The sequence below is a fragment of the Flavonifractor porci genome, from assembly GCF_037572415.1.
GTDB lineage: Bacteria > Bacillota > Clostridia > Oscillospirales > Oscillospiraceae > Flavonifractor > Flavonifractor porci.
This window is the reverse complement of sequence record NZ_JBBHLB010000002.1, coordinates 68,424-80,966: the sequence shown is the minus strand read 5'-3', so window position 1 is coordinate 80,966 and position 12,543 is coordinate 68,424. Positions and strand designations below refer to the sequence as shown.

Here is a 12,543-nt window from a genome sequence, read left to right as displayed (position 1 = left end):
TCCTTCTCTCTTGGTTTCCAGTCCAGATTGTACCCTGAACCGGGCTAAAATGCAAGGCTCAGGCCTGGCGGTAGCTCTGGAACTTGCCCAGCACCGCCTCCAGCTCCTCCGGCGTCAGGTTCACGCCGCCCCCGGCCTGCCTGGTGTAGTAGTACACCCTGGCCAGAAACTCCAGCTGCTGAGCGGCGTCAAAGGCAAAGGACAGGCTGCCCCCCACCGCCAGCAGGCCGTGGTTGCCCAGCAGGCAGGCGTTGTACTCCTCCTTTATCCCCTCCCAGGCCGCCTCAGCCAGCTCCAGGGAGCCGAAGGGATAGTAGGGGATACAGGGCACCTGCCGTCCGGCGTAGGCCACCAGATAGTGGACCGGCTCAATGCTCCAGCGCAGGCAGGAGAGTACGGTGGCAAAGGTGGAGTGGGTGTGGACCACCCCGTTCACGTCCTGCCGCCGCTGGTAGAACAGCCGGTGGAGGTCCAGCTCGCTGGAGGGCTTGCGTTTGCCCTCCACCACCTTGCCCTCCAGGTCGGCCACCACCACGTCCTCCGGGGTCGTGGCAAAATAGTCCATGCCGGAGGGGCTGATGGCCATGAGGCCGCTCTCCCGGTCAAATACGCTGAGGTTGCCGAAGGTTCCGTCGGTGAGGCCGGTGGTGACCAGCTTTTTACCGTACTCCACCACCTGCTCCCGCTGCTCCTGTAACAGCATAAACAAGACTTCCTTTCTCTATGCCCGTTTCCTCAAGCATACGGAAAACCGGCTTGCAAGTCAAGCCTTTGCATTGACAGAAGGCCCGTCCTCGCATAAAATGGACACAGGCAAGGAGGCGCCCGACATGACAACGGAAACCCTGCGCTTCGCCCTGGGGGGCGTGGCCGCTTACCGACATATTCTGGACACCCGCCAGCTGGGTCTGGTCCGTGTCCTGCTGGACAAGCTGGCTCTTGGCGACACTGCCGGAGCTGCGGAGGCCTACGCCAGTCTCTTCTATACCCTGCGGGAGGACCGGTATCCCGGTCTGGGGGACTGGCTGTACGACCAGCTGCGCTATACCGAGTCCCCCTACGCCCGGCTGGCTGAGGAGGGCGGGTCTGATCCCGCCCTGGAGGAAGCCGCCCGCCGGGATGTGGCCATCTTTGCTCGGCTGTGCCAGCTGGACTGCGGACAGCTCCTCTCCGCCATGGCCCGGCAGGCCGATCCTGCCCTGCTGCCCGTGCTGGAAGGTCTGCCCCGCTGGCCCGCCGGCTGTCCCTTCACCTTTGAGGAGCTCACCGATTTCTACCGTGCCCACGGCTCCGGCCTCTTCGCCCGCAGCCGCGCCTTTCTGTGGGAGAACGGCCAGCTCTTCCCGGTGGAGGAGCCGGACTGTCCCGGCCCGCACGAGATGCTGGGCTACGAGCTCCAGCGGAACCAGGTCATTGCCAATACCCAGGCCATGCTGGAGGGCCATCCGGTAAACAACGTGCTTCTCTTCGGAGAGAGCGGCACCGGCAAGTCTGCCACGGTGAAGAGCCTGCTCTCCCTGCCCGGCTTTGAGGACCTGCGGCTCATCGAGGTACAGAAGGAGGGGCTGGCCGATCTGCCCCGGCTCATCCGCAAGCTGGGAGGACGTCGGCTCAAGTTCATCCTGTTCATCGACGATCTGGCCTTTGATCAGGACGACACCACCTATTCCGTCATGAAAACCATCCTGGAAGGCGGTCTGGAGCGCCGCCCCGCCAACGTGGCTATCTACGCCACCTCCAACCGCCGCCATCTGGTGCGTCAGACCTTCTCCGACCGGGCGGGGGACGAGGTGGACGCCAGCGAGACCATCCAGGAAAAGACCTCTCTGGCCGAGCGGTTCGGTCTGCGTATCCCCTATCTGGCCCTGAACAAGGCGGAATTCCTGGACCTGGTGGAAAAAATGGCTGCCCAGTCCGGCGTGACTGTGGACCGTCAGACCCTTCGCACCGGCGCCGACCGTTGGGAGATGAGACATCCGGGCCGGACACCCCGCACCGCCAAGCAGTACATTGCCAGCCTCAGTCTGGCATAAACACAGCGCCCCACATTAGGAAAGGAGCATCCCTATGAAACGAAACCTACTGAAAAAAGCCCTGGCCGGTCTGCTCTCCGCCGCTCTGCTGGCCCTGCCCACGCTGGCGGCGGAGCCCCAGCACCCCTCCCCCTGGGCGGTGAGCCAGCTGGCCGACAGCTATGCCCTGGGGCTGGTGAATGACAACTACACCACCTATATCCAGAGCCCGGTAACGATGGAGCAGCTGGAATCCATGACCAAGGTGGTGGCCGACAAGCTGGCCCTTCTGCAGCTGGAACCCCGCAAGGCAGACGCCGAGGGTCTGGTGGTGGACACCACCCGTGGCGGCGTGATGAACGCTCTGTACCAGGAGGCAGCCACCTACGACCTCTCTGGTGTGGACGGCGGCGCGGAGGCCTTCCTGACCGGGCTGGGCGTGATTCAGGGTGACTCTGCCGGCAATCTGGCGCTGGAGCGCACCTGTACCTATCAAGAAGCCATGGTGATGGCCAACCGGCTGATCCTGGCTATCTATGACCAGCAGGACGCTGGCTCCAAGGGGCTGCTGTGGAAGGCCACCAACGGGAATAACACCCTGTACCTGCTGGGCACCATCCATCTGGACCGGGACAACGTCTACCCTCTCCACAAGTCGGTGCGCAACGCCATCCAGGCTTCCGAGGAGGTTATCTTTGAGCTGGATCTGAACGACCAGGAGGGCATCGCCCTGCTCCAAAGCCTCCAGACCTATCAGGACGGCACCACTCTGGCCGACCATATCAGTCCCGAGCTCCACCAGCGGGTACAGACCGCGGCTGCCGCCCTGGGCATGGCCCCCAACGGGCTGGACGCCTATAAGCCCTGGGCGCTGGCCTCCACCCTCTCCACCCTGTCCATGCAGAACGACACTACCGGCGCCAACGCCATGGCTATTGACAGCTATGTGAACTCCGCTGCCGTCAATGCCGGTAAGGCCATTGGCGCGGTAGAGACCTACGCTTTCCAGGGAGGCATCTTTGACGGTCTCTCCCCCGAGTACCAGGAGTCCTATCTGGACTCCGCCCTGGCCGGTTTTGAGCGCACCCTGTCCGGCACCGCCGCCTCCCCTGAGATCGACAAGGCTCTCCAGGCGCAGGAGGAACTCCTCTCCGCTATGTTTGCCGCCTGGAAGAGCCGGGACCCGGAAGCCTTCTGCAAGGTCTATGACAAGGCCGCCATCATCAGCAGCACCGACGAACTCAACTCCAAGCTGTTCACCCAGCGGGACCCCGGCATGATCAAGGCCGCCGCCAACTATCTGGAGGCCGAGGGCAGCCACACCTACTTTATGGCGGTGGGCGCCGGCCACATGGTGGACCCCGGCGGAATCGTCAGTGGTTTGAAGGAGCTGGGCTATACTGTGGAGCTGGTGCCTTGAACCAATCCCATTGGGTCCACCATGCTTCGTCGTCAGGCGGCCCAAGCGTTTTGCCTCTGGCAAAACCTTGATGCCGGACGAACTTTGTCCGTCCGGCAGATTTGATCCATGCGCGCCCCACGGACCGCTCCGGTTTGTGGGACTGATCCCGGACGGAATCGTCAGCGGTTTGAAGGAGCAGGGCTACACCGTAGAACTGGCGCCCTGAGCCGTCCCACCCCCGAAAGGAGTACCACATGATCCTGAAAGGAACCTTCCTCCACACCCCCGCGTTGGGGGAACTGGAGGTACGTCAAAACGTCTTCCTGGTCTCTGAGGGCGGGACCATTGTGGGCCTGTACGACACCCTGCCCCCGGAGTATGCCGGTCAGCCGGTGGAGGACTGGGGGGACGCCCTGATCATCCCCGCCTTTACCGATTTGCACATCCACGCCCCCCAGATCATCAACCGGGGCATCGGCTACGACAAGCAGCTGCTGCCCTGGCTGGAGACCTATACCTTCCCGGCGGAGGCCCGCTTTGCCGATCCAGCCTTTGCCGACCGGGCATGGAAGGCTTTCCTCAACCACCTGTGGGCGGTGGGCACCCTGCGCTTTGCCGCCTTTGCCACCATCCACAAGGAGTCTGCCTGGCATCTTATGGAGCTGTCCGAGGCCTCCGGCCTCCGGGGCCTCGTGGGTAAGGTGAACATGGACCGCAACTCTCCTCCGGAACTTCAGGAGGACACCGACGCCTCCCTGGCGGACACCGAGGAACTGATCTGCCGCAGCCGGGCGGAACTGAAACACACCGGCTTCATCCTCACGCCCCGGTTCGTCCCCTCCACCACAGCCAGGCTGATGGACGGGCTGGGTCAGCTGGGAGAGAAATATGACCTGCCCATCCAGTCCCACCTGTCGGAGAACCCCAGCGAGGTGGCCTGGGTGGCCCAGCTCCACCCGGACATCCCCACCTATACCCAGGTATATGAGCACTTCGGCCTGCTGCGGCAGGACAAGACCATCATGGCCCACGCCATCCACCTGTCCGACGGAGAAAAGACTCTGCTCAGGGACAAAGGCGTCATGCTGGCCCACTGCGCCCTGTCCAACACCAACCTGTCCAGCGGCATCATGCCTCTGCGGCAGGATCTGGGGCTGGGACTGCGGTGCTGTGTGGCCAGCGACGTGGCCGGCGGCCACACCGCCCACCTGAGCCGCAGCGTGGCCGCCACAGTGCAGGCCTCCAAGCTGAACTGGCTGAACCACCCCGACCATCCCCCCCTCTCCCTGACAGAGGCCTTCTACCTGGCCACCCGGGGGGCTGGCTCCTTCTTCGGTCAGGTGGGCGCCTTCCTGCCCGGCTTCGCATTTGACGCCCTGGTGCTCCGTCCCTCCGCCCTGGACGCGCTGGTGGAGCGCACCCCCTTCGAGCGGCTGGAGCAGTTTCTCTACGACGGAGACGACCGGAACATCGCCGCCCGCTACTGTGCCGGGGAATTGATCCCCCAGCCTTTCCCCCAGATCTAAAAAAAGGGGCCTGCCGATGGCAGGCCCCTTTTTCCCATAAAAATTAGTTCTGACTGTAACCTTTTCCCTTCTCAACTCGCTGACAGGGGTGAAAGGCCTTTTCACCAGCCCACAGGAGAGGAGTGAGCACCGTGGAGGACGCCCAGATCGTGACCTTATTTCTGGACCGTGACGAAGGGGGCATACGGGCGGCGTCGGATAAGTACGGCAGCCGACTGCGGCAGCTGGGCTTCCATCTGCTGCCCGACCGGTTGACGGTGGAGGAGTGCGAAAACGATACCTACCTGCTGGCCTGGGACAGCATCCCGCCCCACCAGCCCAGGGACTATCTCTTTCCCTTCCTGGCCCGGCTCATGCGCCACACGGTACTGGACCGCTGCCGGGCCCTCAGCCGCCGGAGGCAGATCGCCCGGCTCACCGCCCTCACCCGGGAGCTGGAGGACTGCCTCCCCGGCCCGGACCACACCCAGGCACTGGTGGACGCTCTGGCCCTGGGGGAGAGCCTGAACGCCTTCCTCAAGGCCCTGCCTGAGGAGCCCCGGAACCTTTTCCTGAGGCGGTACTGGTTCTTCGACCCTGTCGCCGACATTTCCCGGCGGTACGGACTCAGCCAGAGCAAGATCAAAACCACCCTGTTCCGCACCCGGCAGCGGCTGCGGGATCACCTGATCAAGGAGGGATTTACAGTATGAAAGCGGACGAACTGCTGGACAGCCTGGAGCACGTGGACCCGGAGCTGGTGGCCCGGGCAGATAAACCGCCTCAAAAAACACCCCGCCGCCGTCCCCTGTGGATGGGGCTTACCGCCGTGGCGGCGGCCGCCGCCATCGTCATCGGCATCGTGCTGTGGCCAGGAGGGGGTCCCCTGATGGGCCATGCCTCCGCCCTGGCGGTGGCGGAGTATCCGGAAATGGCCCCCTACCCCAACGAGGCAGACTATCTGAACCCCGACGGCACCCTGGATTTTGACCGCTGGAGCGCCGACCACGACGCCTGGCGGGAAGACCACAACGCCCAGCAGAATCAGCCTGAGGGCTATGGCAGCGGCCTGAACGGATACTATGCCGCCGCCCTGCGCCAGTTCCTGGGGGACGGCGGAACGGAAAACAAGGTCTGCTCCCCCATGAACATCTACTTCGCCCTGGGGATGCTGGCCGAGCTCACCGACGGCAGCAGCCGCCAGCAGATCCTGGACCTGCTGGGTCACGACAGCATCGACACCCTGCGCACTCAGGCCAAGGCCCTGTGGAACGCCAACTACAACGACGACGGGATGCTGACCAGCGTACTGGCCTCCTCCCTGTGGCTCAATGAGGATGTGCCCTTCGTCCAGTCCACCCTAGACACCCTGGCGGACACCTACTACGCCTCCTCCTACCAGGGGGAGATGGGCTCGGCGAAGCTGGATCAGGCCCTGCAAGCCTGGCTCAACGACCAGACCGGCGGTCTTTTGAAGGAGGCGGCGGGCCAGGTAAGCCTGGATCCAAACACGGTGCTGGCTCTGGCCACCACCGTCTACTACCAGGGCCGGTGGGCCCAGGAGTTCAACCCGGCCAACACCGCCCCCGACACGTTTCACGCTCCCGACAGGGACGTAAAGTGCGACTTCATGCACAGCTTCTCCTCCGATACCTACTACTGGGGGGATCAGTTCTCCTCTGTGGGGAAATCCGTGCTGTACGGCGGCACCCTGTGGATGGTGCTGCCCGACGAAGGGGTGAGCGTAGACCAGCTGCTGGCCGACCCGGAGGCCATGGAGTTCCTGCTCTCCAACGGGGAGTGGGAAAACCAGAAATACCTCAGAGTCAACCTGTCCATGCCCAAGTTCGACGTATCCGGCCAGCTGGATCTGATCGAGGGCTTACAGGCCATGGGGATCACCGATGTGTTCGACCCGGCGGTGTCCGACTTCACCCCCATGACGGAAGCTGTGGAGGACATTTCTGTCACCCAGGCCACCCACGCCGCCCGGGTGATGGTGGACGAGGAGGGCCTCACCGCCGCCGCCTTCACCGTCATGGCCATGGGGGGGGGCAGTATGCCGCCGGAGGACGAGGTGGACTTCACTCTGGACCGGCCTTTCCTCTTCCTGCTCACCAGCAGCCAGGGGCAGCCTCTCTTTGCCGGGGTGGTCAACCAACCCGGATAGCGCTCCATAAAAAAATCACATTCGTTTTGGCGGATGTGATTTTTTTATGGTCCAAGCCGCCTTAAAAGGTTTCGGCGGCAGCAGATTCTTTTCCCTGAGGGGTCATCACTTGCTCTGGGCGAAGGAACCTGCCGCACCCCACAGATCATCGGGATAGAGACCTGCCTCGGTCATGGCCTTCACCGCGGCCACCACCACCGGCTTGTCCTCCCGGTAGGTAACGCCGTACCACTTGTCGGCGCTGCGGAGCACCTTCACCCGGGCCTTGCCCTCCTCCAGCAGCTGGGTCACCACGCTGGGCAGGAAGTACTCCCCCTTCTCCGGGTTTTCCGCCAGGGCCTTGTCCAGGAAGGCGGGGAACCGGGCTTGAGCCTCGGTGAGGAAGCTGTGGGTAAAGCCCCACAGATTCATGGACACGATGGTGTCGCCGCTGAGGTGGGTCCAGGTCTGGCCGTCGTCCTCGGTGCTGCGGGCGTCCGCCCCGTCCTTCTCAATATGGGTGTGCTCCACCACCTCTTTCAGGTAGTGGTCCCCCTCCTCGGCGCACACGCCCCGGGCCACGTGGCCGTGCTCGGTGACGGTGTTGCCCAGGCGGTAGCCCACCATGGCGTACTCATAGCAACCGGGCTGATCGGGGTGGCTCTCCAGGTACTGATAGATCTCCCGGAAGGCCTGGGGGCCGTAGTAGTCGTCGGAGTTGATGACGGCGAAGGGTCCGTCCACCACTTTCCGGGCGGCCAGCACCGCGTGGCAGGTGCCCCAGGGCTTCACCCGGCCGGCCGGCACGGCGTAGCCCTCCGGCAGGTCGTCCAGCTCCTGATAGGCGTACTTCACGTCGATCACACGGCTGAGCCGGTCGCCGATGGCCGCCTTGAAGGTGTCCTCGATCTGGTGCTTGATGACAAACACCACCGTCTCAAACCCGGCCCTCCGGGCGTCATAGATGGAATAGTCAATGATCATCTGGCCGTGGCTCCCCACGGGGTCGATCTGCTTGAGCCCGCCGTAGCGGCTGCCCATGCCCGCCGCCATGACCACAAGAACAGGCTTGTTCATGCCTCTGTTTCCTTCCTTCCTCTCCCCGTCCAGCAGCGCAAAACTCAACGCTGGAGGGGGAAATGGTGATACAATAGTAGGTTTTTTGCTGAGATCCGGCTTTTTCGCCGGATCTTATTTATTATATACGCCTGTGTATCAATGTGCAACCGCAGAAACCGGACTTCACGCAGTTTTTCCCAGATCTGACCTTACCAAAAAAGCAATATGTGACACTTTAATGAGGTCAGTTTCTCTGTTATACTGCACCCAACGAAATCAGAAAGGAAGTGCGGTTCTTGAAACGGATCGTCAGCATTCAGGATATCTCCTGCCTGGGCAAATGCTCCCTGACGGTAGCCCTGCCCATCATCTCAGCCATGGGTGTGGAGTGCTCCATCGTCCCCACGGCGGTGCTGTCCACCCATACCATGTTCTCCGGCTTCACCTGCAAGGATCTCACCGACCAGATTGAGCCCATCGCCGCCCACTGGAAGGAGAGCGGCCTGGGTTTTGACGCCGTTTACACCGGCTATCTGGCCTCCGCGGAGCAGATCGACTATGTGTGCGCCTTCTTTGACGCCTTCCGGCGGGAGGGCAGCCTCATTGTGGTGGACCCGGTGATGGCGGACAACGGCAAGCTTTACCCCGCTTTCGGGCCCGACTTCCCCGCCCAGATGGCCCGGGTATGCGCCAAGGCCGACCTGATCCTGCCCAACCTCACCGAGGCCAGCCTGCTCACCGGCCTGCCCTACCGCACGGAGCATGACGAGGGCTATATTAAGGAGATGCTCCAGGCTCTGGCCGCCCTGGGTCCCCGGTATGTGGCCCTCACCGGCGTCAGCTTTGAGCCGGGCAAGCTGGGCGTCATGTATTACGACAAGGTCACCGGCCAGTACGGCAGCTACTTCACCCAGCACCTGCCCGCCAGCTTCCACGGCACCGGCGACGTATTTGCCTCCACCTGCGTGGGCGCCCTCACCCGGGGCCAGTCCCTGGGGGACGCCCTGGCCCTGGCCGCCGACTATACGGTGGAGTCCATCCGCTGTACCCTGGAATCTCCTGACGCCAACTGGTACGGCGTGGAATTTGAGCGTGCCATTCCCTACCTGGTCCAGCGCCTGAACTGATCCCCAAAGCGCCAAAAACGGCCGCCTTTCGGCGGCCGTTTTGTTTTTCCCCTCTGTCAGGCCTCTTCCAGGCTCCGGTCGGCAAAGCAGGCCCGCTTCAGCCCCAGAATGGGGGCGGCCCCTGCCAGGGTGGTGCCGAAGAACACCACCTCTTTGTCCAGATCCAGATAGTCCACAATGGTGCCGTTGCACAGGGTGCTGCCGGTACACAGCACCAGGTCGGCCCAGCCCACCACAGCCTGACGGTCGGCCTCCCCGTCCAGCACCGGGCAGCCGTCCTTCATCTTGCCGATGTTGTCCGGGTTCAGGTCCAGCACTTTTACGGGAAACCACCGGGACAGGGCGGCGATGAGGGCGGGCTGGAAGCCCACCAGGGCGATTTTCGGAGTGCCGTAGCTGTCGGCCACCCACTCTACCATGTGGCGGGCGCAGAACTCCGGCCCGCCGTCCTTACAGTGGACGGTGTTGTCCGCCCGCCCCAGGTACTTCATCACCGCGTTCAGGGTGGCGATAAACAGGCCCCGGCTGTGAGGGTCCCCCTCCAGATCCAAAGCCAGCACCTGGTCCAAAGCCCCCTCAAACTGGGCGGGGGCATCGGTGAAGGCCTGGCCCTTTGCCCCCTGGAAGTCGGCCATCAGCATGACCTCCTTACCAGTGAGGATGGGGTAGTCGGTGCGCTGGGTACGGCCGATGGCCTCCTCCGGCGTCAGCCCACGGGCTTTGATGGTCACCGCCGAGCCGGTGAGGCCGTGCTCCTCCAGGGCGGCGGCCAGGGCGGCGCGCAGGGTCTCGTACAGGGTATGCCGGTCCATGTTACAGATCCCTTCCTTTTCCTCCGGCCAGACGGCTCACCCCCTGGACCGCCAGGGAGAGCAGAAGCAGCAGCAGAGCCGCCGCCAGCGCCATGCCATTGTCGCCGGTAGAGATATTGAGGTAGATGCTGGCGGGCAGGGTCTCGGTTTTCAGCCGGGTGACCCCCACCAGCATCAGGGTGGCGCCAAACTCCCCCATGCCCCGGCTCCAGGCCAGCAGGAAGGCCGACAGCAGGGCCGGGCGGCACAGGGGGAGGGTGATGTGGCGAAAGGCCTGGAACCGGGTGGCCCCCAGGGTCTGGGCGGTCAGGGGGAGCTCCGGGTCGATCTGCCGGAAGGCCTGGGCAGCCAGGTGGATCACAAAGGGCAGGTTGATGAGCAGATGGACCGCCACAATGCCCTTGGGGTCAAACACCAGCCGCAGGCCCAGCTCTTTCAGGGCCTTGCCGAAGGGGGAAGAAAAGAGGGTGAGCAGGCACAGGCCCAGCACCAGATAGGGCAGGGCCAGAGGCAGCTCCAGCAGGGCCTCCGCCCACCGCTTGCCGGGCAGGGGCGTGAAAGCCAGCAGATAGGCGCAGGGGATACCGATGAGGATGCACAGCAGTGTGGATACGGTGGTCGTCCACAGACTCAGCCCCACGGCAAACCGGATCTCCCCGTCGGCCAGGGCACGGCCCAGATTGGGCAGGCCGCCGACCACCACCCCCCACAGGCTGGCCGCCACATAGAGCAGCACCGCCAGCAGCAGCAACAGAAAACACCACTCAAAGGGCTTTAACGGGCATTTATCCCGCCAGTTCATAGCCATAGCTGGTCCAGATGTCCTGGGCGGTCTGGCTGTTCAGAAATTCCGCGAAGGCGTCGGAAGCCTCAGCGTCCGCCGAGCAGGTCAGCCGGGCGGCGGGGATGGTCTTGATGTAGCCCTCCATGTCGGCACTGTCCACGATCTCTCCCTGGTCGGCGTTGACGTTCTCCTTCCACACGATGATGGCGTCGCACTCATCGGCGGCCAGAGCGGTGGTCATGGCGGGAGCGGTGGCGGTATTGGACACGATATCTACCGTATCGGTAATGCCCAAGTCCTCAAAGAGTTTTACGGCGATCTTGCCGATGGGGGTGGCCTCCGGGTCGCCGATGACCACACGGACCCCCTCCTTGGCCAGGTCGGCGGGACCGGTGATATTCAGAGGATTGCCCTTCTGCACCGCGATCACCGGGATATGACGCACCAGAGGGGTGGAGGACTCCACCAGCTCAGCCACCGGCTTCACCTCCTGCTCGGAGCCGGCGATAAAGAAGTCGCCCTCCTTGGCAGTATTGATCTGGGTCTGGATCTGGGCGGCATTGGCGTAGGTTACCTCCACCGTGCAGCCGGTCTGATCCTGGAAAGCCTGGGCGATCTCAGCAAAGGGGTCCTTCATGCCCGCGCCGCAGAAGACCAGCAGGGTGTGCCCGCTGAGATCAGTAACAGCCGGGGTGGTCTCCACAGCGGCGGGGGTCGTCTCCGGGGCGGACGGCGTGGTCCCCGCCGGGGCAGGGTTGGAGCAGCCCGCCAGCATGGACAGCGCCAGCAGGGCGGACAGGGTGAGGGATACCAGTTTCTTCATGACAAACACCTCCAAGGTTTGCCACGAGTATACCAAAATCCCCTCACCCGGTATGTTGTCCGGACAACTTTTCTGGAAAAAGCGTAAACCGATTCTTGCGGAAGGTGAGCACCCCTTCCCCTTCCAGCTCCTTCAGGGTATGGGAGAGGACAGAGCGGTTGAGGCAGAGGTAGTTGGCCATGGCCTCCCGGTCGAAGGGGATGGTAAAGGTGGTGCTCCCCGACCGACCGGCCTGGGCGGTAAGGTACTTCAAAATGCGCTGTCTGGCGCTTTTCACCGAAAGAGCGTCAATTTTATAATATTTTCGGATATTCTGGTTGGATACGAAGTGGAGCAGATTGCCCAGCAGGGCCAGCCGCAGCTCTGCCGGCAGGGCGGGGTCGCTCAGCCGGTCCGCAGGAACGCTCCAGGTGGTACAGTGCTCCAGGGTGCAGACCGAGTAGGGGCTGGTCCGCCTGGGGGTGCAGGCCACCTCTCCCGCCACCAGATAGCCAGGAAAAAGCTGCTGATAGAGAAATTCCGAGCCGTCGGCGTCCAGCCGGACTGCCCGCATGGCGCCGGAGAGCAGCACCTCCAGCTTGTCCACCCGCTCCCCTTCCTGAATGACCACCCGGTTGGCGGGATACTCCTCCCGCCGCCCGCCCAGCAGCGGCATCACCTTCTCCGGCTCCAGGCTCCGGAAGAGTACGCAGCCCGCCAGGATCTCACGGTCCTCCATGGTCCCACCTCCTTGCCCGCAAGGATAGCACGCTCCGGACTTTTTTGCAACCAGAGGAGGGCGCAGACAGGAAAACCCGTTCTGCCGCACTTGTTTTTGCTGCTCTTGTTTGATATAATAACGTGTCATCCTGTATTTGATCGCAGTTGGGA

12 protein-coding genes are annotated in these 12,543 nt (G+C 63.3%); 6 read left to right on the top strand and 6 right to left on the bottom strand.

All coding sequences use genetic code 11. The features are described from left to right. Positions 1-58: 58 nt before the first annotated feature. Positions 59-703: an L-fuculose-phosphate aldolase gene (locus WHJ28_RS02620; RefSeq protein ID WP_340039568.1), complete on the bottom strand. Its 645-nt coding sequence runs from the start codon at positions 701-703 to the stop codon at positions 59-61. 127 nt (positions 704-830) lie between these two features. Here WHJ28_RS02620 and WHJ28_RS02615 point away from each other — a divergent pair, with 127 nt between their 5' ends. From WHJ28_RS02615 to WHJ28_RS02595, 5 genes are all read left to right on the top strand, one after another. Continuing rightward, entirely contained in the window at positions 831-2,033 is a 1,203-nt protein-coding gene (locus WHJ28_RS02615; protein WP_340039567.1) for an ATP-binding protein, read from the top strand. A gap of 34 nt (positions 2,034-2,067) precedes the next feature. Further along, positions 2,068-3,432 carry a TraB/GumN family protein gene (locus WHJ28_RS02610; protein ID WP_340039565.1) on the top strand — a complete coding sequence of 455 codons (1,365 nt, stop codon included), beginning with the start codon at positions 2,068-2,070 and terminating at the stop codon, positions 3,430-3,432. A 236-nt stretch (positions 3,433-3,668) separates the two neighbouring features. Next, positions 3,669-4,940: an amidohydrolase family protein gene (locus WHJ28_RS02605; RefSeq protein WP_340039564.1), complete on the top strand. Its 1,272-nt coding sequence runs from the start codon at positions 3,669-3,671 to the stop codon at positions 4,938-4,940. A gap of 122 nt (positions 4,941-5,062) precedes the next feature. Further along, positions 5,063-5,632, top strand: a complete 570-nt coding sequence (locus WHJ28_RS02600; protein WP_340039563.1) for an RNA polymerase sigma factor — start codon at positions 5,063-5,065, stop codon at positions 5,630-5,632. Next, on the top strand, positions 5,629-7,089 hold the full coding sequence (locus tag WHJ28_RS02595) for a serpin family protein (RefSeq protein ID WP_340039562.1): 1,461 nt from the start codon (positions 5,629-5,631) through the stop codon (positions 7,087-7,089). Before WHJ28_RS02600 ends, WHJ28_RS02595 begins: the two co-directional genes overlap by 4 nt. A gap of 105 nt (positions 7,090-7,194) precedes the next feature. Here WHJ28_RS02595 and WHJ28_RS02590 read toward each other — a convergent pair whose 3' ends face one another. Continuing rightward, positions 7,195-8,145, bottom strand: coding sequence for a nucleotidyltransferase family protein (locus tag WHJ28_RS02590; protein WP_340039561.1), 951 nt, complete (start codon positions 8,143-8,145; stop codon positions 7,195-7,197). A gap of 269 nt (positions 8,146-8,414) precedes the next feature. Between WHJ28_RS02590 and WHJ28_RS02585 the strand changes: the two genes are divergently transcribed. After that, on the top strand, positions 8,415-9,254 hold the full coding sequence (locus WHJ28_RS02585; RefSeq protein WP_425461094.1) for a pyridoxamine kinase: 840 nt from the start codon (positions 8,415-8,417) through the stop codon (positions 9,252-9,254). A 56-nt stretch (positions 9,255-9,310) separates the two neighbouring features. On the opposite strand, the gene WHJ28_RS02580 is transcribed toward WHJ28_RS02585, so the two are convergent. The 4 genes from WHJ28_RS02580 to WHJ28_RS02565 are packed head-to-tail and all read right to left on the bottom strand — an operon-like array spanning position 9,311 to position 12,391. Continuing rightward, positions 9,311-10,066 (bottom strand): Rossmann-like domain-containing protein, encoded by a 756-nt coding sequence (locus WHJ28_RS02580; RefSeq protein ID WP_340039559.1) that lies wholly within the window; start codon positions 10,064-10,066, stop codon positions 9,311-9,313. A gap of 1 nt (position 10,067) precedes the next feature. Beyond that, complete coding sequence (locus tag WHJ28_RS02575; RefSeq protein WP_340039558.1) at positions 10,068-10,874, bottom strand: ABC transporter permease; 807 nt, start codon at positions 10,872-10,874, stop codon at positions 10,068-10,070. Continuing rightward, positions 10,852-11,673 carry a molybdate ABC transporter substrate-binding protein gene (gene modA, locus WHJ28_RS02570; protein ID WP_340039557.1) on the bottom strand — a complete coding sequence of 274 codons (822 nt, stop codon included), beginning with the start codon at positions 11,671-11,673 and terminating at the stop codon, positions 10,852-10,854. Before modA ends, WHJ28_RS02575 begins: the two co-directional genes overlap by 23 nt. 43 nt (positions 11,674-11,716) lie before the next feature. Beyond that, a complete protein-coding gene (locus WHJ28_RS02565; protein WP_340039555.1) occupies positions 11,717-12,391 on the bottom strand; it encodes a Crp/Fnr family transcriptional regulator in 675 nt (224 codons plus the stop codon). Positions 12,392-12,543: the final 152 nt, after the last annotated feature.

Excerpts from the sequence above, each read along its gene's own strand:
- WHJ28_RS02620 (WP_340039568.1), bottom strand. The coding sequence starts at position 703 with ATGCTGTTACAGGAGCAGCGGGAGCAGGTGGTGGAGTACGGTAAAAAG.
- WHJ28_RS02615 (WP_340039567.1), top strand. The coding sequence starts at position 831 with ATGACAACGGAAACCCTGCGCTTCGCCCTGGGGGGCGTGGCCGCTTAC.
- WHJ28_RS02610 (WP_340039565.1), top strand. The coding sequence starts at position 2,068 with ATGAAACGAAACCTACTGAAAAAAGCCCTGGCCGGTCTGCTCTCCGCC.
- WHJ28_RS02605 (WP_340039564.1), top strand. The coding sequence starts at position 3,669 with ATGATCCTGAAAGGAACCTTCCTCCACACCCCCGCGTTGGGGGAACTG.
- WHJ28_RS02595 (WP_340039562.1), top strand. The coding sequence starts at position 5,629 with ATGAAAGCGGACGAACTGCTGGACAGCCTGGAGCACGTGGACCCGGAG.
- WHJ28_RS02590 (WP_340039561.1), bottom strand. The coding sequence starts at position 8,145 with ATGAACAAGCCTGTTCTTGTGGTCATGGCGGCGGGCATGGGCAGCCGC.
- WHJ28_RS02580 (WP_340039559.1), bottom strand. The coding sequence starts at position 10,066 with ATGGACCGGCATACCCTGTACGAGACCCTGCGCGCCGCCCTGGCCGCC.
- WHJ28_RS02575 (WP_340039558.1), bottom strand. The coding sequence starts at position 10,874 with ATGGCTATGAACTGGCGGGATAAATGCCCGTTAAAGCCCTTTGAGTGG.
- modA (WP_340039557.1), bottom strand. The coding sequence starts at position 11,673 with ATGAAGAAACTGGTATCCCTCACCCTGTCCGCCCTGCTGGCGCTGTCC.
- WHJ28_RS02565 (WP_340039555.1), bottom strand. The coding sequence starts at position 12,391 with ATGGAGGACCGTGAGATCCTGGCGGGCTGCGTACTCTTCCGGAGCCTG.